This is a genomic window from Pseudomonas sp. Je.1.5.c (assembly GCF_051129895.1).
GTDB lineage: Bacteria > Pseudomonadota > Gammaproteobacteria > Pseudomonadales > Pseudomonadaceae > Aquipseudomonas > Aquipseudomonas urmiensis.
This window is the reverse complement of sequence record NZ_JBCPSP010000004.1, coordinates 134,785-153,454: the sequence shown is the minus strand read 5'-3', so window position 1 is coordinate 153,454 and position 18,670 is coordinate 134,785. Positions and strand designations below refer to the sequence as shown.

At 63.5% G+C, this 18,670-nt stretch carries 19 protein-coding genes; 11 read left to right on the top strand and 8 right to left on the bottom strand.

Features of this window, described 5'->3' with window-relative positions:
* Positions 1-31 precede the first annotated feature (31 nt).
* Genes AAZU54_RS05515 through AAZU54_RS05495 form a run of 5 tightly spaced genes read right to left on the bottom strand, consistent with a single transcriptional unit; the run spans position 32 to position 3,696 of the window.
* Complete coding sequence (locus AAZU54_RS05515) at positions 32-622, bottom strand: cysteine dioxygenase (protein ID WP_434726747.1); 591 nt, start codon at positions 620-622, stop codon at positions 32-34.
* 22 nt (positions 623-644) lie between these two features.
* Entirely contained in the window at positions 645-1,463 is an 819-nt protein-coding gene (locus AAZU54_RS05510; protein WP_434726746.1) for an amino acid ABC transporter ATP-binding protein, read from the bottom strand.
* Positions 1,453-2,133, bottom strand: coding sequence for an amino acid ABC transporter permease (locus tag AAZU54_RS05505; RefSeq protein ID WP_434726745.1), 681 nt, complete (start codon positions 2,131-2,133; stop codon positions 1,453-1,455). Before AAZU54_RS05505 ends, AAZU54_RS05510 begins: the two co-directional genes overlap by 11 nt.
* The gene (locus AAZU54_RS05500) at positions 2,123-2,857 is read right to left on the bottom strand and encodes an amino acid ABC transporter permease (RefSeq protein WP_434726744.1); all 735 of its coding nucleotides are present in this window, start codon (positions 2,855-2,857) and stop codon (positions 2,123-2,125) included. The genes AAZU54_RS05505 and AAZU54_RS05500 overlap by 11 nt, the downstream gene beginning before the upstream one ends.
* Positions 2,857-3,696, bottom strand: a complete 840-nt coding sequence (locus tag AAZU54_RS05495) for a transporter substrate-binding domain-containing protein (RefSeq protein WP_434726743.1) — start codon at positions 3,694-3,696, stop codon at positions 2,857-2,859. Before AAZU54_RS05495 ends, AAZU54_RS05500 begins: the two co-directional genes overlap by 1 nt.
* A 291-nt stretch (positions 3,697-3,987) precedes the next feature.
* Here AAZU54_RS05495 and AAZU54_RS05490 point away from each other — a divergent pair, with 291 nt between their 5' ends.
* The 3 genes from AAZU54_RS05490 (at position 3,988) to AAZU54_RS05480 (ending at position 5,799) form a co-directional block, all read left to right on the top strand.
* Positions 3,988-4,845, top strand: a complete 858-nt coding sequence (locus AAZU54_RS05490; protein WP_434726742.1) for a LysR substrate-binding domain-containing protein — start codon at positions 3,988-3,990, stop codon at positions 4,843-4,845.
* 142 nt (positions 4,846-4,987) lie between these two features.
* Positions 4,988-5,152 (top strand): hypothetical protein, encoded by a 165-nt coding sequence (locus AAZU54_RS05485; protein WP_434726741.1) that lies wholly within the window; start codon positions 4,988-4,990, stop codon positions 5,150-5,152.
* A gap of 5 nt (positions 5,153-5,157) precedes the next feature.
* On the top strand, positions 5,158-5,799 hold the full coding sequence (locus tag AAZU54_RS05480) for a helix-turn-helix domain-containing protein (RefSeq protein ID WP_434726740.1): 642 nt from the start codon (positions 5,158-5,160) through the stop codon (positions 5,797-5,799).
* A gap of 12 nt (positions 5,800-5,811) precedes the next feature.
* Here AAZU54_RS05480 and AAZU54_RS05475 read toward each other — a convergent pair whose 3' ends face one another.
* Positions 5,812-6,294, bottom strand: a complete 483-nt coding sequence (locus tag AAZU54_RS05475) for a hypothetical protein (RefSeq protein ID WP_434726739.1) — start codon at positions 6,292-6,294, stop codon at positions 5,812-5,814.
* Between the two features lie 348 nt (positions 6,295-6,642).
* On the opposite strand from AAZU54_RS05475, the gene AAZU54_RS05470 reads away from it, so the two are divergent.
* The gene (locus AAZU54_RS05470; protein ID WP_434726738.1) at positions 6,643-7,422 is read left to right on the top strand and encodes an IclR family transcriptional regulator; all 780 of its coding nucleotides are present in this window, start codon (positions 6,643-6,645) and stop codon (positions 7,420-7,422) included.
* A gap of 48 nt (positions 7,423-7,470) precedes the next feature.
* Here the strand turns inward: AAZU54_RS05470 and AAZU54_RS05465 are convergent, their stop codons facing one another.
* Together AAZU54_RS05465 and AAZU54_RS05460 are read right to left on the bottom strand one after the other, a co-directional pair.
* Entirely contained in the window at positions 7,471-8,961 is a 1,491-nt protein-coding gene (locus tag AAZU54_RS05465; RefSeq protein WP_434726737.1) for a class I adenylate-forming enzyme family protein, read from the bottom strand.
* Between the two features lie 2 nt (positions 8,962-8,963).
* Positions 8,964-9,986, bottom strand: a complete 1,023-nt coding sequence (locus AAZU54_RS05460; protein WP_434726736.1) for an alcohol dehydrogenase catalytic domain-containing protein — start codon at positions 9,984-9,986, stop codon at positions 8,964-8,966.
* A gap of 147 nt (positions 9,987-10,133) precedes the next feature.
* Here AAZU54_RS05460 and AAZU54_RS05455 point away from each other — a divergent pair, with 147 nt between their 5' ends.
* From AAZU54_RS05455 to AAZU54_RS05425, 7 genes are all read left to right on the top strand, one after another.
* Complete coding sequence (locus AAZU54_RS05455; RefSeq protein ID WP_434726735.1) at positions 10,134-10,835, top strand: enoyl-CoA hydratase/isomerase family protein; 702 nt, start codon at positions 10,134-10,136, stop codon at positions 10,833-10,835.
* 91 nt (positions 10,836-10,926) lie between these two features.
* Entirely contained in the window at positions 10,927-13,434 is a 2,508-nt protein-coding gene (locus AAZU54_RS05450; protein WP_434726734.1) for a TonB-dependent receptor plug domain-containing protein, read from the top strand.
* Between the two features lie 6 nt (positions 13,435-13,440).
* Positions 13,441-14,769 (top strand): MFS transporter, encoded by a 1,329-nt coding sequence (locus tag AAZU54_RS05445; RefSeq protein WP_434726733.1) that lies wholly within the window; start codon positions 13,441-13,443, stop codon positions 14,767-14,769.
* 21 nt (positions 14,770-14,790) lie between these two features.
* Positions 14,791-15,975, top strand: a complete 1,185-nt coding sequence (locus tag AAZU54_RS05440) for an acyl-CoA dehydrogenase family protein (RefSeq protein WP_434726732.1) — start codon at positions 14,791-14,793, stop codon at positions 15,973-15,975.
* Positions 15,976-15,984: 9 nt separating this feature from the next.
* Positions 15,985-17,298, top strand: coding sequence for an amidohydrolase (locus AAZU54_RS05435; protein WP_434726731.1), 1,314 nt, complete (start codon positions 15,985-15,987; stop codon positions 17,296-17,298).
* 257 nt (positions 17,299-17,555) lie between these two features.
* Positions 17,556-18,341, top strand: coding sequence for a hypothetical protein (locus AAZU54_RS05430; RefSeq protein ID WP_434726730.1), 786 nt, complete (start codon positions 17,556-17,558; stop codon positions 18,339-18,341).
* Positions 18,342-18,454: 113 nt separating this feature from the next.
* Positions 18,455-18,670 (top strand): AlpA family transcriptional regulator, encoded by a 216-nt coding sequence (locus tag AAZU54_RS05425; RefSeq protein WP_434726729.1) that lies wholly within the window; start codon positions 18,455-18,457, stop codon positions 18,668-18,670.

Below are 18,670 nucleotides of genomic sequence, written 5' to 3'. Positions count from 1 at the left end.
TCCTGTGGGAGCGGGCTTGCCCGCGATGGGGTCAAAGCCCGTAGGCGGCAATCGAAGGCGCCATCTGCGACTTGTTGTAGTTCACCACGCTGCCGTCGTCCTTGACCCCGTAGCGGTTTTCCAGCGACTCCAGCGGCCGCCCGTACAGGTGAAAGTGCAAGGTCGGGCTGTGGCCTTCCACGCGAATACCGTGCAGGTCTTCACCGAGAAACGCCACCGGCGTGCCCGGCTGCACCACCACCTCGCGCTCCAGCACAAGGCTTGCGCGGGCCGGGTCGCGGCCATCGTCTTCGCGGCGGTACACGCGGTTCAGCTCCTGACCTTCGACGGCGACGATAATCGCCCAGGTTTCATGGTTGTGCGGCAAGGTCGCCTTGCCCGGCAGCAGCGAGTTGACGTACAGCGTCGGCGACTCGCCGTCGTCGTTCAGCCGATAGCGGAACTGCGTCTCGCCGGTGGCCGCATCCGGCGCCGGAAAACGTTCGAAGTTGAACAGCTCGCGGCGCTCGGCCAGGGCTTCGAGCAGGCTGACAATCTGCTGCAGGGCCGCGCGGTCGACGCCACGCTCATGAATGGCGCGCACCTGCGCCAGAAACGGCTGAATCACGGAATCACGGAACATATCAGGGCTCTCTGGTTATGGGTCATACGCTGAGGCTGTAGCGCCCCAGGTTGCTGTACACATCCGGCGCCGGACGGCTGGGGCGTTGGCCGCCCTCGCCCAGCGCATGCTGCAAAAAGCTGCGGGTGCGTTCGTGGGTGGGGTCGCGGAACACCTGCTCGGCGCTGCCGTGCTCGACGATGCGGCCGTGCTCGGTGAAATACACCTGGTCGCTGATCTCTTCGGCAAAACGCATCTCATGGGTGACCAGCACGCAGGTCATGCCCTCCTCGGTAAGCTCGCGGATCACCGCCAGCACCTCGCCGACCATCTCCGGGTCCAGCGCCGAGGTGACCTCGTCGAACAGAATCAGCTCTGGCCGCATCGCCAACGCACGGGCAATTGCCACCCGCTGCTGCTGCCCGCCGGACAGCTCACCAGGAAAGGCCGCCGCCTTGTGGCCCAGGCGCACCTTGTCGAGCAACACCAACGCTTGCTCGCGGGCCTCGCTACGCTTGCGGCCGAGCACCTGGGTCGGGGCGATCAGCAAGTTATCGAGCACGCTCAGGTGCGGGAACAGGTTGTACTGCTGGAACACAAAGCCGACCTGCTTGCGCAAGGCGATCAGTTCGGCCTCGCCACGCAACTGGTCGACCTGGGTGTCGCCAATGCGGATGCTGCCGCGCTGGGGGCGCAGCAGGCCGGTGAGGCAGCGCAGGATGGTCGACTTGCCCGAGCCCGACGGGCCGATGATCGACACCGCCTGGCCGCGTTGCACCTCAAGGTCGATGCCGCGCAGCACCGGGTTGTCGGCAAATGCCAGGTGCACGTCGCGCAGCTGGATCAAAGGTTCAGAAGGCATAGCGGCGCTCCAGGCGTTGGGTCAGGCGGGCAATCGGGTAGCAATAGGCAAAGAACAACGCCAGGACGCTGAAGTACACCAGCACCGTGAAACCGCTGCGGTTGACGGTGTTGGCGGCAATCTGCGCGCTGTCGATCAGGTCATGTACCCCCACCAGCGAAGCCAGCGCGGTACCCATGGTCACCACCGCGTACAGGTTCATCCACGCAGGCAACATGTGCCGCAGGCACTGCGGCAAAATGATCGAGCGCAAGATCTGCCCACGGCTGAACGCCAGCGAACGCGCAGCCTCCCACTGGGTGGCCGGGATCGACGCCACCGCGCCCCGGAAGATCTCCGCCACATTGGCGCTGGCTGGCAACGCGAGGCCCACGGTGACCTTGAGCCAATCAGGAAAGGCGACCCAGGTGCTGCCGACCTGGATATCGAACGGGAACACGTAAGACGTGAAATAGATCAGCACCAGCCACGGCGCATTGCGAAACACCTGCACCCACAGCCGCGCCAACCCGCGCACCGGCGCCAGCGGCGACAGCAACAGCAGGCCCACCAGCAGCCCCAGCAAGGTGCCCAGGCCAATGGCGCCGATGCTCATCTGAATGTTCTGCAAAAGGCCCAGGCCCAGGGTCGGTGACCAGTGCCACAAGGTGGCGAGGTGTTCAGTGGCCATAGCCCGGCATCCTCAGGCGCGCTTCCAGGGCGCGGCCAGCACAGTTGACTGCAAAGCTCAGCAGCCCGAAAAACGCCAGGATCAGAATCATCAGTTCGATGACGTTGTCGCCCTGGGTCCAAATCATGATCGAGGCATAGGTGATGTCGTTGACAGCAATCGCCGAGGCCACCGCGGTCATCTTCACCAGGTCGATCAGGTTGTTGACCAGCGCCGGCAAGGCGAAGCGCACCGCCAGCGGCAATTGCACCTGCAGCAGTTGCTGGCGGCGGCTGAACGCCAGTGAGCTGGCGGCTTCCAGGGTTACCGCCGGCACCGCCTCGATGCCCGCGCGCAGGGCTTCGGCATGAAACGCGCCCTTGTGCAGTGAGATCACCAGCACCACCCAGGCAAACGGGGTCATCGGGTTGGCGTTGCCCAGGCTCTGGTTGATCAGCATGTTCAACACCAGAAACGCGCAGTACAGCTGCACCAGTGTCGGCGTATTGCGCGTGACCTCGATAAACGCCCGCGCCGGCCATTTCAACCAACGCCGGGTCGAGGTCACGGCCCCCGCCAGCAGCACTCCCACCAGCAGGCTGCCGGCGATACTAAACAGGCACAGCCACAGCGTGGTCAGTGCACCGTCCAGCAGCTTGCCGCGGGCATAGCTGTCGAGCACAAAGCTGTAGTTCAGGCCGAGCCGGGCCAACTGCCCGACCAGACCGTGCAAAAGCTCGCTCATCAGGCGCCTTCGCCCTGCAGCTTGGCGCGCAGTTCAACCAGCGCAGGCGAGGCCGGGGTGATGTGGTTGGCCTGTTCACGCTCGATCAGCCAGCCGCTGCGGTGCCACTGTTTGACGAACGGGTCCAGGCGCTGCTGAGTGTCGGTTTCGCCCAGGCGGGTCCAGATCACCGACGGCGCCGGGTTGAGGTCAGGGGCCAGGGCGCGGTAGCCGCTCCACTCGCCGCGCTTGGCCAGCAGCGGGTTGATCAGCGTGGCATCGTGCACGGCGGCCACGCAGTTGTTGCCGCGCAGGGCCAGCAGCGATTCGGCGGAGGTTTTGAAGGCTTTCAGGTCCGCGCCCAGGTCGACCAGCGCCTGGGTGTAGCTGCTGCCCTGGGAGGTGCACACCGGCTGGCCTTTGAGATCAGCCCAGGTTTTCACCGGGCTGTCCTTGGCCAGCGCGGCGGTGCCGCCGACGCGGTAGAACGGCGTGGGCACATGGCCGAGCAGCTTGTCGCGCTCGGGCGTCCATTCCATGTTGGCGATCAGCAGATCGACCTTGCCCTGCTGCAAAAACTGCACGCGGTTGGCCGGCTGCACGGCAATCAGGTCCACCGGTACGCCCAGCTGGCGGGCCAGGTCGCGGGCCAGGTCGACGCTGAAGCCGACAGGCTCGCGGGTGGCCGGGTCAATGGCACCGAACGGCCCACCCGACAGCACCACGCCCACCGACAATTTGTGACGCTGCTGGATCTTGTCCAGGGTGGCATCGGCCTGGGCCAGGCCGCTGGCGGCCAGGGTAGTGCTGGCGAGCAACATGGCGAACAGCCCGCGACGGGCAACGGTGGACAGCGACATGGTGAGATTCCTCATCCCGGCAGCCGGAACACCCGGCCAATGAGGGCGCATCCTAGAAAGTCGCCAGGGCGAGGGGAAATTCAAATAACGACTAACGTTATAACTTACCGGTTATAGCCATTAAAAAATCCGGTTATAAGCCAGTAAATAAAGGCTTTCATTGTTGAAACATTCCACAAGCACCGACAAACACATAACAACCCTTTATGCTTTAGCACTACCCCGTGATGTAACACGTGGGAGCGGGCTTGCCCCGCGATAGCGAGCCAAAACCACCACAGGCCCCACTCAATGACTGAACCCGCCCTGGACCTTGAGCTGTTACGCACCTTTGTGGCCATCGCCGACCACCCAAGCTTTGCCGAAGCCGGCCGCCATCTGGCGCGCACCCAGGCCTCGGTGAGCCAGCACATGCAGCGCCTGGAGCAACAGGTGGGCGTAGCGCTGTTGCGCAAGCAAGGCCGCCACAAGTCGCTGACCGATGCTGGCCGGCAACTGCTGCGCCATGCCCGGCAAATGCTCGCGCTAAACGACGAAGCCCTGGCCGGCCTGCGCCAGGACGGGCCAAGCGGCGTGTTGCGGATCGGCTCGCCGCACGACATCGCCGACACCATCCTGCCTCCGCTGCTCAGCCATATCGCCCGCTCGGCGCCCAAGTTGCGCCTGGAGATCGACGTCGGTCGTAGCCCGTTCCTGATGGACGACCTGCAACGCGGCAAGATCGACATGGTCATCTCGACCCGCACAGCGCCTGGGCTTGAGGGTTTTGCCTTGCGCACTTCGCCGGTGTGGTGGGTTTGCGCAGCGCAGTACCAGCACCTGCCCGGCGAGCCTCTGCCACTGGTGCTGGTGGATGAGCCCAGCCTGTATCGCAAGCTTGCACTAGAGGCGCTGGAGCAGGCCGGCATCGCCTGGCGCCAGGCCTATCTGGCGTCCAATCTGATTGGCGTCAAGGCGGCGGTACGCGCAGGCCTGGGCATCACTGCGCGCAGCCAGGAAATGGTCGGTCCGGACATGCGCGTACTCGGGCAGAGCGATGGCCTGCCGCCGCTGCCGGACGTTACCTATCATTTATGGGTGCGGGCAAATACGGTCAACCCGCTGGTGCGCAAGGCCTATATGATGTTACGGGGCAGCGCTGGGATCTGAATGGATCTGGATGAAGCATCAGAAGGTATCGACCGACTATTCATTTATTCCAAAAATGAATTAATAAATGTAAATCAAGTATTTCAGATTATAAAAAATCATCCTTACTCTCAACTCATGGTCGTCCAGACAAGGAATCCCCATGAGCCAAGCTGCCACCGTCATCAACTTCAGCCTGTACCGCAAACGCAAGTTGGCCCAGCAACAAGGTCGCCTACTTTGGGTAATGTACGCACACCAGGCCGGCTTTGCGGCGCATCCGGCAAGCGCCGATCTCAACACGACTAAAGCCCCGCGCCAGGCATGAGCGTCATGAACACACCCAAGCGTTTCCTGGTCACGTCCGAAGAGGCACAGCTCTCCCTGCCTGAAGCCAGCGCTGAAGAGGATGACGATATCGCCCCTAGGGTGGCCAATAATCTTCGGCGCCTGCGCTCCAAACGCCACTTGTCCCTTGATGCCCTGGGTCGTGCCAGCGGGGTCAGCCGGGCAATGCTGGCGCAGATAGAGTCAGGGCGCAGCGTGCCGTCGATTCGCGTGCTGTGCAAGATTGCCTGTGGGCTTAAGGTGTCAGTGGCGGCATTTCTCGATCAGCGCGAATGCGCCGGGGTGACGCTATTGCCAGCGCGCGAAAGCAAGCGTCTGGTCAGTGCAACGGGGGCCTTCGTCAGCCGTGCGCTGTATCCGGTGGATGTAGCGCATCAAAACGAATTTTACGAGTTGCGGATCAGTCCGCTGGGTGAGGAGCATTCCGCCGGACATGGCCCGGGGGTGCGGGAGAACCTGGTGGTGGCCCAGGGGGCGCTGGAGATCAGTGTCAATGACGAGCGCTTCCTGCTGTCGACCGGCGATTCCATCGTCTTCTACGCCGACCAGCCCCACCGCTATCGCAATCCGGTGGACAGCGAAGCGGTGGCATACCTGGTGGTGAGCCATCCCGAAAGCCGGGACTGAGTCACCCGCGCATCAGCAGGTGCAGCACATCATCGGCATGCCGTTGCAGCTCATCATCATCGGCATGCTGCAGTCGTTCATCATCTTCGTCATCAGCATGCAGCAGCTGTTCATCATCTCCAGGCTCATGCCGGCCATCGGCATCATCTTACAGGTCATGCCGTCGGCCATGACGGTGCATTCCATCATGCATTTCATCATCGGCATGATCATGCCGTTCATGGGCATCATCGGCATGGTCATCTGATTGCAGCCCATCAGCATCAGGTTGCCGCACTGCATCATCATCGGCATGCCGCAGTTCATCATCATCTGCATCATTTCCGCGCTGTTGCGAAACATCGCCATGTCCATGCCGGCGGCTGGCTTCATGGTGCACATCAGGCCGTCGTCGACCATCTTGCAGGTCATTGTGGCCATCATCATCGGCGTGCCGGGCATTGGCATCATCGGCATGGTGGCGTTCATCATCGGCATCTGCATTGCGTTCATCATGGTGAAGTCCTTGTTCAAAGTGACGAGAGGAGATGGATGCGGATTCTAGGGATCGGCGGCGAGGCGGCAAGATGGCGGAAAAACAGCGGCTGGCGGTGCGGCGACACGCAAACCGGGCGTTTTGGCAATTTCATCCGGTGCAATGATGACGATCTGTATAACATTGCAGCTAGAAATGGCATCGAGACTCGGAAAACGACGCAATGGATATCGCCAGATGATCCATGCTCATAATCGCCATGCATATTCATTCTAAGCCGCCGTGAAATAATCGCCGGTGACGGCTCTTCACCCACTGGCGGATCACGGCTAACCTTGGCGACCGGTCTTTTGGAATCCCCTGTCACGATGGAAATCTCTGCCTCTCAATCTGCGGCCAACGGCAAGGACAACGCTGGCGGACGCGTCCAGGTCATCGACCGCTCGATCGTCCTCCTGCGTGCCCTCGCCAACCTCAAGCATGGTGCCAGCGCCCTGGACCTGGCACGACAGACCGGCATCGAACGCTCCACCATCCACCGCCTGCTCAAGACCCTCACCTATTGGGGCCTGATCGAATCCCGCGGGGCCACCTACCATATCGGCCCGGAAAGCCTGATCTATTCCGCCGCCTACCTGAACCGCCTGAACCTGCGCCGCCTGGCCCTGCCCTATGCAATCGAATTGCAGCGGGTGATCGGCGAGCGGCCGGCGATCGTCTCGCTGTCGGTGCCGGTAGGGGACCAGGTGGTGCTGATCGAGCGCATGTGGACGCCGGTCACGCCGTTGAATGTGATCGTAGACCTGGCGGATCAGTTTCCGATCGAGGGCAGCCCCAGCGGGCGGGCGGTGCTGGCGACCTACAGCGAGGCGATGGCGCTGGGGGTGCTCGGGGAAGAGCGCTATGCCAAGGCGCTGCCAGGGTTGCAGTTAATTCACAGCCAGCAGGACTTCGCATTCGGGCATGGCGAGTTCAAGCCGGGGCTGTCGTCGGTGGCGTTTCCGATCCGGGTCGCGGGCGGGCAGGCGCTGGGAGCGGTGGTGGTGGCCGGACTGGATATGGAGGAAGAGACCCATCCGGGGTCAGCGCTGGCAGCCCATGTGCGGCGGGCTTGCGAGGGGATTGCGGCACAGCTCGGGAATCTCTAGAGACCTAACTGGCCCCATCGCTGGCAAGCCAGCGATGGGGCCGATAGATCAACGCATGCCAGCCCCCAGCATTGCCAACAACCGGTTGCGCTGCACCTTCCCATAATGCGAGCGCGGCAGTTCCTCGATGAGGTCCACCTGCCTCGGCACCTTGTAGCGTGATAGCAAACCGCGACAGTGCTCCAGAAGCTCCTCCACCGTCACCACAGCACCAGGCTCCAGCACCACCGCCGCGCACACCTGCTCCCCCCACTCCAGGTCCGCCCTGCCGAACACATGGGCCTCGCGCACCGCGGCATGGCCGAGCAATGCCTGCTCCACCTCGCCCGGCTGCACCGATTTGCCGCCGCTGCGGATGATGTCCTTGCAGCGCCCGAGCACTTCCAGCAGCCCGTCAGGGCGGATTCGTCCCAGGTCGCCACTGCGCAACCAGCCGTCCACCAGCACCTCGCCGGTCAGACCCGGCTGCTGCCAGTAGCCGGCCATCAGCTGCGGCCCGGCCAGCAGGATCTCGCCGATACCGCGCTCATCCACCCGGTCGATCATTACCGCTGCCGAGAACAGCGACCGCCCGACCACGCCTTCGGCGCTTTCCCCGGCACCACGCAGTGCAGCCATCTGCCCGGCAGGCAGATAGCAACTCCACGGCGCCTCGGTCATGCCATAAAGCACCGCAATCCGCCCGCCGAACAGGCTGAACGAGCCCTCGAGCACTTCACCGGTCAAGGCTGCGGCCCCGATATCAAGGCTCTTGAACCAGGACAGATCCGCCGGCGCACTACCGCTCTCGCGCAATAAGCGCAGCAACTGGGTCGGCACCAGCGAACTGAACGCCACCCGATACTCACGCAGCGAATCCAGGAACAACCTGCTGTCGAACCGCCCTCCCAGCACCACCTCGCCACCGGCAAGCAAATGCGCCAGTACCGCCACCGCCGCGATCGGCCACAGCGGCCGCACATTCAGCAGCACATCCCCCGGCAGCGCACCACGCCCCATGACCACGTTCTGCAATACCGCGCAGAGGCTGGCGTGCCGGTGCATCACCGCCTTGGGCACGCCGGTGGTGCCACCGGTGTAGTTGAGTGACGCCAAGGACTGTGCCGGCCGGGCAGCACGGACAGGCAACGGCGACGGTGAACCGACCGTCAGCGAAGCCAGGTGCCGACACTCGATGCCCTCCCCGCGCAACGCCTCGGCCACCTCTGCATACGCCGAGGAAAACAGCAGCAACGCAGCCCCGGCATCGCGCAACTGGGCCAGCAATTCGCCCTGGGACAACGCCGGATCCAGCGGCACCCGCACCCGTCCATTGGCCATGCAGCCATAATCGGCGATCAGGTAATCGACACTGGCATCGGCCAGCAGCGCCACCCGTGCCCCAGGCTCGACACCCAGCTCATCCAGCGCCACGCCGAACGCCGTCAGCGCCTGGTCCAGTTGGGCGAAGGACAAGCGCCGCCCGGTAGCCGGCTCGTGCAGCGCCGACGCCTGCGGCCATTTGCGCGCCGCCTGGCCCAACAGGGTACTGATATCCATGCTCACCACCCGCTCAGGACGATACGTCCGCTGACCTGCCGCGACTCCAGCAAGGCATGGGCTTCAGCCGCCTGCGGGAAGGGCATGACCCGATCGATCAACGGCCGCACCTGCCCGCCATGGATCAGCGCCAGCGCCGTGCGCAACTGCTCCAGGGTCGCACTGCCCGAGCCTTGCAGCTTCAACCGGCGCCCGATCAGCAGCCCCGGATTCACCGGCACGCTGCCCGGCTCGACATTGCCCAGCACCACCACGCGACCGCCCAGGGTCATGCTGCGCAGGGTGTCTTCAAGGGTATGCCCGAGGTTTTCCATGGCCACATCGACGCCACGCTTGCCGGTGAGCTTCCACACCTCGGCGCTATAGCTGCCGGCAGCGACCACCACCTCATGGGCCCCGAGCTCATGCAGGAACTCGCGCTTGGCGTCACTGCCGGTCACCGCGATCACCCGCGCGCCCAGGGCCCGGGCCAGCTGGATCTGGTGCGCCCCCAGCCCGCCACTGGCGCCATTGATCAGCACCGTTTCCCCCGGCTGCAATCCGGCCTCGCCATACAGGGCGCGAACGCTAGTAGCGATCGGGCAGGATGCCAGCGCCGCCAGGCTGTAATCCAGCCCCTCGGGCAGTTCGACGGCGGAAATCGCCGGAATCCGCAGGTACTCGGCATACGCCCCCTCGGTATCCACCGACGGCAATCCCAGCGCCCGGCACAGGTCCTGGCGCCCGCGCAGGCAATCCCGGCATTGCCCGCAGAAGCGCCGCTGATAGACCACCACCCGCGCCCCGACCTTCAGTTGCAACACGCCAGCGCCCACCTCGACCACCTCCCCGGCCACCTCGTGCCCCAGCACCACCCCGGTATGGGCGCCGGGCAATTGCCCGGCACGGTGCAGCAGATCGTGGTGACAAACCCCGGCGGCACGCACCCGCACCAGCACTTCACCCGGCCCGGCCTGAGGCGTGGGCACCTCTTCCAGTAGCAGTTGCTCCGGCCCGCCAAAGGCTTTCAGTACTATCGCTTTCATTTTTTATAACCAATAGTGAGGAACACAAAACATGTTCGTATAACAAACATGTTGTTTGCATTATGAACATCCTTTAAGTTTTCCCCACTTCGACGCGATGCCGCAAGAGGCAAAACGTCTTTCTTTCCCCCGCAGCGAAAAACCGTGATGACAGTCGACTATCAATCCCTTGGCGATGGCGTGGTGCAGATCACCCTGAACCGCCCCGAGCGTCTCAATGCCCTGGATGGCCAGGCCAAGCGCGAGCTGGCCGAGGCCTGGGCACGTGCCGCCGCAGACAGCGAAGCCCGCGCCATCGTCTTGCGCGGCGCTGGCGACAAGGCGTTCTGCGCCGGCTCCGACCTCAAGGAAATCCAGGCCACCGGCGAGGCCGTGGCCAGCGCCCTGCTCGCCCGCGCCCTGCCGGATGTCGGCCTCGACCTGAACAAGCCGGTGGTCGCCGCCTTGCACGGCCACACCCTGGGCCTGGGCATCAGCCTCGCGATTCACTGCGACTTCCGCATCGCCCGCCCGGACACCCGCTTCAGCTTCCCGGAAGTGCGCCACGGCATGCTCTCCGGCTTCAGCGCGATCACCCTGCCCAGCCTGATCGGTGAAGCGGCGGCCCTGGACATCATGCTCAGCGCCCGCAGCTTCGATGCCGAAGAGGCCCTGGCCCTGGGCCTGATCAACCGTATCGCGCAGGACCCGCACGCCGCCGCCCTCGAACTGGCGACGCAACTGGCCGGCCATTCGGCCAAGGCCATGGAATGGAGCAAGACCCTGCTGCTGGCCGACCGCAAACGGCGCCTGCAACAACACATGGCGCTGGTCGACCAGGCCCGACAGGACGTCATGCTGTACCGATAACTAAAAGCCCAACACTTGAAAGCCTCGCCAGTACTGTCAGGAACACCCACCACCAGGAATGGATAGCGGCCCCCGAACCCGGAGCCTCACCATGTCTCGCCCCAATGTTTTCCAGCCCAGGCGCAACCTGCTTACCGCAGGCATCCTCGGCTTGTGCGTTACGCAACTGGCCAGTGCAGCCGACACCGGCAACAGCGATGCCGCCTTGCAGACCGTCGTGGTTACCGGCGCCCGTGACAGTGGCCGTACCGTGGCCAACAGCCTGGCACCGATCGATGTGATCAGCGCCGACGACCTGGCCCGCTCTGGCAAGCAAAACCTGCGCGATGCCCTCGCGGCCAGCGTGCCCTCCTACACCAATGCCGCCGGCTTCACCGGCGGCACCGGCCTGTCGGTAAAATCGGCGACCCTGCGCGGCCTGGGTGGCAACCATGTACTGGTGCTGGTCAATGGCAAGCGCCGGCACAACACGTCGCTGATCTTCGTGCAGACCGCCGCCACGTCCAGCGGGCAATCCCCGGCCGACCTCGACCTGATCCCGGTGAGCGCCGTAGACCATATCGAAGTCCTGCGTGACGGCGCTGCCGCCCAATACGGCTCGGATGCCATCGCCGGGGTGATCAACATCATCCTCAAGCACAACGACTCGGGGGGCGACGCCAGTGCACTGTACGGCCAGTACGAGAACCGTATCGGCGGCAAGGGCAACTTCGGCGCCCGCGGCCAAGGGCAGATCAACCAGGGCTTTGCCTTGCCCAACGACGGCTTTTTCAGCCTCAGCGCCGATATCGGCATCCAGGAAAGCTCCAACGTCGCCGGCGCCGTGCCGGACCGTACGCGCATCTACTTCCCGGTAAACGGCGGCGCCGACCCGCGCGAGAACAGCGAAAGCCGCTATCGCCAGCAGCTCGGCCAGCCCCGCTCGCAAACCTACAACTTCGCTTACAACGCTGAGCTGCCGCTGAACGACCAGGTCAGCCTGTATTCCTTCTCCACCCTCAGCCACCGCAACTCCACCAGCTGGGGCACCTACCGCACCGCCAACTCGCCGCAGAACATCGTCTCGGTGTACCCGGACGGTTTCTCGCCGCGCTTCGTGGTGGAGGAGGATGACTTCCAGACCGTGATCGGCCTGCGCAACGAGGACGTGCTGGGCTGGAAGCTGGACCTGAGCACCAGCTACGGCTACAACGACGCCAACACCCGCAACGAGAAGTCGCTGAACCCGTCCCTGGGCCCGGACAGCCCGCGCAACATGGACGGCGGGCACCTGATCGCCAGCCAGTGGACCAACAACCTCGACCTGACCCGGGCCTTCGATACCGGGCTGTTCGCCAAACCGCTGAACGTCTCCACCGGCCTGGAATTCCGCCGCGACGGCTTCGAGATCGAGGATGGCGAGTACGCCTCCTATGCCGACGGCGGCTACGTGTTCCCCGCCGGCCACCCGCTCGCCGGCCAGCGCCCGAACCCTGGTGCCCCGGGCCTGGTGGGCTTCACCCCGGCCGATGCGCACAACTATTCGCGGACCAACACCGCCGGCTATATCGACCTGAGCCAGAGCCTCACCGAGCAATGGGACGTCAGCCTGGCCGGCCGCTTCGAGCACTACAGCGACTTCGGCGACACCGCCAGCGGCAAGTTCTCCACCCGCTACGCCTTCACCCCGCAGTTCGCCGTGCGCGGCACCATCAGCAACGGCTTCCGCGCACCGTCGCTGCAACAGCAGTACTACTCGTCGTCGCTGACCGCGTGGCGCACCAGCCCGTTGACCGGGGTGCTGGAACAAGCAACCACGCGCTATGTGACGGTAGACGATGCTGCCGGGCAGGCACTCGGCGCCAAGCAGCTCAAGCCTGAAAAGTCGATGAACTACAGCCTCGGCTTCGTCGCCACGCCGACCGAGAACCTCAACGTCACCGTCGACCTGTACCAGATCGACATCAAGGATCGCATCCTGCAGACCAGCAACCTGCAAGGCACCGCCGTCTCCAACCTCCTCGCCGCCAACGGCCTGGACCCGAACCAGATCGTTTCGTACTTCGGCAACCTGGCCGACACCCGCACCCGCGGCATCGACCTGGTCGCCGACTACCGCTACGACCTCGGCGAGTACGGCAAGACCAAGTGGACCCTGCTGAGCAACCAGAGCCTGCAGACCATCGAGAAGATCAAGGAACCCGATGCCCTCGCCGGTACCGGCGTAACCGCCGTCGGCCGCGACCGCCAGGGCAACCTGACCACGGCCTATCCGAAGAACGTCACCTCGCTGACCGCCGCCTGGCAACTGGGCGACTTCGACGTGACCCTCAAGGGCACCCGCTACTCCAAGGTCACCGGACGCAACCAGATCTCCGCCAGCCGCGACGAGGAAATCCGCCCGGCCTTCATCACCGACCTGAGCCTGGGCTACTGGCTGAGCGACTCGGTGAAGGTCACCGTCGGCGGGGAAAACATCTTCGACCGCCGGCCGCAGCAGCTCAACGCCGAAGCCAAGCGCTTCTACTTCTTCCCCACCGACGACCCGACCTACAGTTGGTACTCGCCGTACGGGCTGGAAGGCGCGTACTTCTTCGGCAAAGTCGACGTGAGCTGGTAATCCGCGATGAGCAGCCTGTCCGCAACCCCTGACGCCGTGCCAGCCGTCGCATTCGACCAGCGCCTGTACCGCAAGCTGGCCTGGCGCATCATGCCGTTCCTGTTCCTGTGCTTCGTGCTCAACTGGCTGGACCGGGTCAACATCAGCTTCGCCCACCTGCAGTTCAAGGCCGACCTGAATATCAGCGACGACACCTTCGGCATCATCGTCGGGGTGTTCTCCATCGGCTACCTGCTGTTCGAGATCCCCAGCAACCTGCTGCTGGAGAAGTTCGGGGCGAAGAAGACCATGACCCGGATCATGATCCTCTGGGGCCTGGTCACCATCGCCACCGCCTTCGCCCAGACCCCGGCGCAGTTCTATGTGCTGCGGGTGCTGCTGGGGGCGGCCGAGGCCGGGTTCTTCCCGGGGGTGATCCTGTACCTGACCTACTGGTTCCCGGCGGCCTACCGGGCGCGCATCACCTCGCGCTTCATCATGGCCATCGCCGTGTGCGGCATCGTCGGCGGGCCGTTGTCGACCTGGATCATGGGGCACTTCGGCGGCGTGGGCGGGTTCAGCGGCTGGCAATGGCTGTTCGTGCTCACCGGCATCCCGCCGGTGCTGGCCGGGCTGTTCGCCTGGTACTGGCTGGACGACAAGCCGGCCAAGGCGACATGGCTGAGCGACGCGGAGAAGCTAGCCATCGAGCAGGCCCTGGCGGACGAGAAGGCCAAGCGCAAGCCGGGCGGTCACCAGCGCTTCGTCGAGGCACTGAAGGACCGCAAGGTCTGGTTCATCACCCTGGCCTACTGCCTGACCATCATGTGCACCGGCAACGTCACCAATATCTGGGCGCCGTCGATCATCCGCGATTCGGGGGTGAGCAACCTTGGCCAGCTCGGCCTGTTCTCGGCCCTGCCCTATGTGGTCGGGGTCGGCGTGATGCTCTGGGCCTGCCGGCATTCCGACCTGCATCAGGAGCGCCGTTGGCACTTCGCCCTGGGCGGGCTGACCGCAGCGCTGGCCATGACCCTGCTGCCCAAGCTGATCGCCGGGCCTTGGTCGGCCATCGCCCTGCTGACCCTGATGACCAGCGGCTACCTGGTGGCAACGGCGGTGTTCTGGACCATCCCCACCTATTACCTCTCCGACCGCGCCCGGGCCGCCGGCCTGGCGCTGGTCAACTGCTGCGGGCAGATCAGCAGCCTGCTGACGCCGATCATGATCGGCAGCATCAAGACCAACACGGGCGATATCAGCCTGGCGCTGTACATCGTCGCGGGGCTCGTCACCTGCGGCACCCTGATCCTTTTGCTCGGCGTTCCGCGCCAGGCCTTGCGCGATGCACCCTGATCCCTTTTTCGAGACATGCCCATGACCGATTACCTGGCACTGGCCAATGAACTGGCCACCCATATCCAACCCGGCGCCGCCGAGCGCGATGCCCGGCGCATCCTGCCCCATGAGCAACTGGACCTGATCCGCGAGTCCGGCCTGGGTGCCGCCCGCGTCCCTGTCGAACTGGGTGGCGGCGATGTCAGCCAGCTCGACGTCGCGCGGATCTTCATCACCCTGGCCAAGGCCGACCCGAGCGTGGCCCAGGCGCTGTTCCCGCATTTCGCCACGGTGGAACACCTGCGCCTGATCGCCACTGACGACCAGCAGCGCCACTACCTCGGGGCCTTTGCCGAACGGCAACTGTCCTCGGGCGCGATTGCCGAGCGCAGCGGCAAGTTTCGCGGCGAGATCCATACCCGCCTGGCGCGCGACGGCGATCGCCTGGTGCTCAACGGCAGCAAGTTCTACAGCACCGGCTGCCTGTTCGCCGACCTGCTGAAGATCCAGGCGGTGGACGAGGCCGGCAATGCGGTGTACGTCATGCTCCCGGCCAACACCCCCGGCATCACCCTGCTGGACGACTGGGACGGCATGGGCCAGCGCATCACGGCCAGCGGCACCACCCTGCTCCAGGATGTGCCGGTACTGCCCGAGCAGGTCATTCCCCTCGCCCAGTGGTACCAGCGGCGCAACTACATCGGGGCCAGCGCCCAGCTGATCCACTGCGCCATCGATATCGGCATCGGCCTGGCGGCGCTGGACGATGCCGTGGAATGGTCACGTACCGGGGCGCGGCCGGTGCGGGAAAGCGGGGTCGACCAGGCGCGCAACGACCCGTACATCCTGCATACCGTGGGTGATCTGGCGGCGGCGATCCATGGCGCCGAGGCGCTGGTGGAAAAGGCCGCGCTGACTGTCGATCTGGCCGCTCGCACCCAGTTGCAGGGCTTGCTGGAAGGTGAAGCACTCGACGCCCTGCTCGCCCGTTCCTCCATCGCCGTGGCCGAAGCCAAGATCGCCTCGACCCGCGCCGCCCTGCATGTCTGCGAACGGCTCTACGAAGTCGGCGGCGCGGCCACCACCCAGTCGCGCTACAACTTCGACCGCCACTGGCGCAACGCCCGTACCCATACCACCCACGACGCGGTGGCCTACAAGTACAAGGCCATCGGCGACTACCTGGTGAACGGCAACTATCCGCCGATCGCCTTCACCTACTGAGGAGCCGGGATGCTGCCGTTTCGTCTTGCGGGGATCGCATTTTTACTGGTGTCGGGAACCGTTGCCGCCGAGGATTGGGGCGATCTGGATGCGCGGATCGCCAAGGCCTTGCCCGGGGTGATCGAGCTCCGCCACCAGATCCATCAGCACCCTGAACTGGGCAACCGCGAAGTGCAGACCGCCGAGCGTATTGCCCATCGCCTGCGCGAGCTGGGGCTGGAGGTGCAGACCGGGATCGCCCATACCGGCGTGGTCGGTATCCTGCGCGGCGGCAAGCCGGGGCCGGTGGTGGCGATCCGCGCCGAGCTGGATGCCCTGCCACTGACCGAGCAGACCGGCCTGCCCTATGCCTCCAGCGTGCGCACCAAGGACGAAGGTGGTGATTTCCGCACCCGGGGCAAGGAGGTCGGGGTGATGCATGCCTGCGGGCATGATGCCCATATGGCCATAGCCCTGGGCGTGGCCGAGGTGCTGGCCGCGCGTCGCGACGAATTGCCGGGCACGTTGAAGCTGATCTTCCAGCCCGCCGAGGAAGGCCCGCCACTGGGCGAATCCGGTGGGGCGAAGCAGATGATCGAAGAAGGCGTGCTGCAAAACCCGGCGCCGGCGGTGATTTTCGGGATTCATGTCACGGCTGGCAGCTCCGGTGGTTTCACCTTGAGCCGCACCCGCACCACGGCGGCGGCGGACACCTTCGTCGCCCGGATCAAGGGCCGCCAGACCCATGCCGCCTTCCCCTGGACCGGCATCGACCCGGTGCCGGTGGCGGCGCAGACGATCCTCGCCTGGCAGACCATTCCCAGCCGCCAGTCGAACCTCAGCGTGTTGCCGGCGCCGGTGATTTCCGTGGGGCGGATCGAGGCGGGCGACCGGCACAACATCATTCCTGCCGAAGTGCGCCTGGAAGGCTCGATCAGGACGGTCAGCGACGAGCAGCGCGAGGATGTGCTGGAACGGATGCGCCGGACCGCGGAAAAGATCGCCGAAGCGTCCGGGGCCAGAGCCGAAGTGGACTATCTGCCAAGCAACTACCGCGCCGGTTATAACGACACGGCGCTGGTGGACCGCTTGCTCCCGGTGCTGGAGCAGGTGTCGACCGTGCCGGTGAAGGTGGACAGCGGGACCTATGGTGCGGATGACTTCGCCGAGTATGCGCGGCTGGTTCCGGCGATCTTCATGCGCATGGGAGTGACGCCGAAGGCGCTGGCGGACAAGCCGGTTTGGCCGACCCATTCGCCGGGGTTTCAGGTGGATGACGGGGCGCTGGCGGTAGGGATCCGGGGCCTACTCAGGGTTACATTAACTTATATGAAACAGCAGTGACTATAAAAAACACCAAAACATATGCTCGGATTGGCTATCTGCGCCATTTAGACGCCACCCGTACCACGAGACGAACATCATATCAATAACGTGAGAATCAACCTAAACCGGATCAAAATTTCGCATGCAACAATTCATGCCCAGCAAATCTAAGCTTAGTCTAATACATTACACCGCTCCTTGAACCTTAAAGATAATTTAATGTCTTTGACTCCATACCTATGACATACCCACTTCTCCTCGCACCGAGAAGAGTCATGTATGGGGTAGCGCAATTATTTCATGGAAGAGCTGCGAGGTTCAAGGTGATGGCCTCTAAAAATTACTACAACCCCCTTGACGCGGCTATTCTTTGGAGCAACTTGCAGGAGTATTACGTGCAAATAACCGAGTTGTCGCCCCACACTCCTCACGAACTAAAAAAGCATTTTCCTCAATGGCCAGATCTACAAATATATACCGAACGAATATATGACGCCGTAGCACGCCAAGAACTACCAGCCAGTTATCTTGGACAGCCTTTAGAGCGTTTTGATGAAAGTACAAAGCCCTACATAACTATCCGGCATTCCGACTTCCGAATCTGGATTGAAAAATTCTATCCGGACGATAAGCCAGCATTCCTCTCCACTAGTTCCGATAAGCATGCAACATGTATTTCACTAGCAACATTCCTAACGCAAAAAGCCCACCTTGACTTCGCATTAAACGAACTTGAGATTCTACGACGCCATTTAGCATCACTTGAACAAGAGATCTCCCCCCACAGAAAGCCGAATAAAAATAGCGCAAGATCCCATAGCGAGACAAACACTATACGCGACACTGACCCCGCGATACTTTATAGAATAATTGGCTCACTTCTAGCCGTATGCGTGGGCAAGTCTAAAAATGGCCGAGTGCAGTCCATTTATAAAAACCAGGCAGCTTTAGTCGATGCGATCACGTTAGAGTTCGCTCAAACGCCAGGTCTCAGTAAGCGAACCCTTGATCGGAAATTTGCCGAGGCTCGGCGTCATCTCGATCAAGCCTTGCGGCAATAAAACCGCATTGCCAGGCCATATTCGCCATTGCCTGGCAATGATTTCTATCTCGGTGCCGGCTTCACTCGGGGGGACATCCCAGCACACGCCACCCGGCGCTAAGGAGTGACATCATGCAACCCACCAGCCTTGCCCCTCTGCCAGCCGACCGCCACATCATGCGTCGCGATGAAGTGGAGCAGAAAACCGGCTTCAAACGCTCGCACATCTACAACCTGATGAAGGCCGGCCAGTTTCCTCAATGCCGGCGCATCGGCACACGTGCCGTCGGCTGGGACTCAATGGAAATCGAACAGTGGGTCCATGACCGACTGTCCATGAGGGACTGA

Bases quoted from the DNA above. Each gene is read 5' to 3' on its own strand.
- AAZU54_RS05435 (WP_434726731.1), top strand. From the start codon at position 15,985: ATGCTGCCGTTTCGTCTTGCGGGGATCGCATTTTTACTGGTGTCGGGA.
- AAZU54_RS05470 (WP_434726738.1), top strand. From the start codon at position 6,643: ATGGAAATCTCTGCCTCTCAATCTGCGGCCAACGGCAAGGACAACGCT.
- AAZU54_RS05505 (WP_434726745.1), bottom strand. From the start codon at position 2,133: ATGGCCACTGAACACCTCGCCACCTTGTGGCACTGGTCACCGACCCTG.
- AAZU54_RS05430 (WP_434726730.1), top strand. From the start codon at position 17,556: ATGTATGGGGTAGCGCAATTATTTCATGGAAGAGCTGCGAGGTTCAAG.
- AAZU54_RS05515 (WP_434726747.1), bottom strand. From the start codon at position 622: ATGTTCCGTGATTCCGTGATTCAGCCGTTTCTGGCGCAGGTGCGCGCC.
- AAZU54_RS05475 (WP_434726739.1), bottom strand. From the start codon at position 6,294: ATGATGAACGCAATGCAGATGCCGATGATGAACGCCACCATGCCGATG.
- AAZU54_RS05460 (WP_434726736.1), bottom strand. From the start codon at position 9,986: ATGAAAGCGATAGTACTGAAAGCCTTTGGCGGGCCGGAGCAACTGCTA.
- AAZU54_RS05500 (WP_434726744.1), bottom strand. From the start codon at position 2,857: ATGAGCGAGCTTTTGCACGGTCTGGTCGGGCAGTTGGCCCGGCTCGGC.
- AAZU54_RS05490 (WP_434726742.1), top strand. From the start codon at position 3,988: ATGACTGAACCCGCCCTGGACCTTGAGCTGTTACGCACCTTTGTGGCC.
- AAZU54_RS05425 (WP_434726729.1), top strand. From the start codon at position 18,455: ATGCAACCCACCAGCCTTGCCCCTCTGCCAGCCGACCGCCACATCATG.
- AAZU54_RS05485 (WP_434726741.1), top strand. From the start codon at position 4,988: ATGAGCCAAGCTGCCACCGTCATCAACTTCAGCCTGTACCGCAAACGC.
- AAZU54_RS05450 (WP_434726734.1), top strand. From the start codon at position 10,927: ATGTCTCGCCCCAATGTTTTCCAGCCCAGGCGCAACCTGCTTACCGCA.
- AAZU54_RS05495 (WP_434726743.1), bottom strand. From the start codon at position 3,696: ATGTCGCTGTCCACCGTTGCCCGTCGCGGGCTGTTCGCCATGTTGCTC.
- AAZU54_RS05440 (WP_434726732.1), top strand. From the start codon at position 14,791: ATGACCGATTACCTGGCACTGGCCAATGAACTGGCCACCCATATCCAA.
- AAZU54_RS05480 (WP_434726740.1), top strand. From the start codon at position 5,158: ATGAACACACCCAAGCGTTTCCTGGTCACGTCCGAAGAGGCACAGCTC.
- AAZU54_RS05510 (WP_434726746.1), bottom strand. From the start codon at position 1,463: ATGCCTTCTGAACCTTTGATCCAGCTGCGCGACGTGCACCTGGCATTT.
- AAZU54_RS05445 (WP_434726733.1), top strand. From the start codon at position 13,441: ATGAGCAGCCTGTCCGCAACCCCTGACGCCGTGCCAGCCGTCGCATTC.
- AAZU54_RS05455 (WP_434726735.1), top strand. From the start codon at position 10,134: ATGACAGTCGACTATCAATCCCTTGGCGATGGCGTGGTGCAGATCACC.
- AAZU54_RS05465 (WP_434726737.1), bottom strand. From the start codon at position 8,961: ATGGATATCAGTACCCTGTTGGGCCAGGCGGCGCGCAAATGGCCGCAG.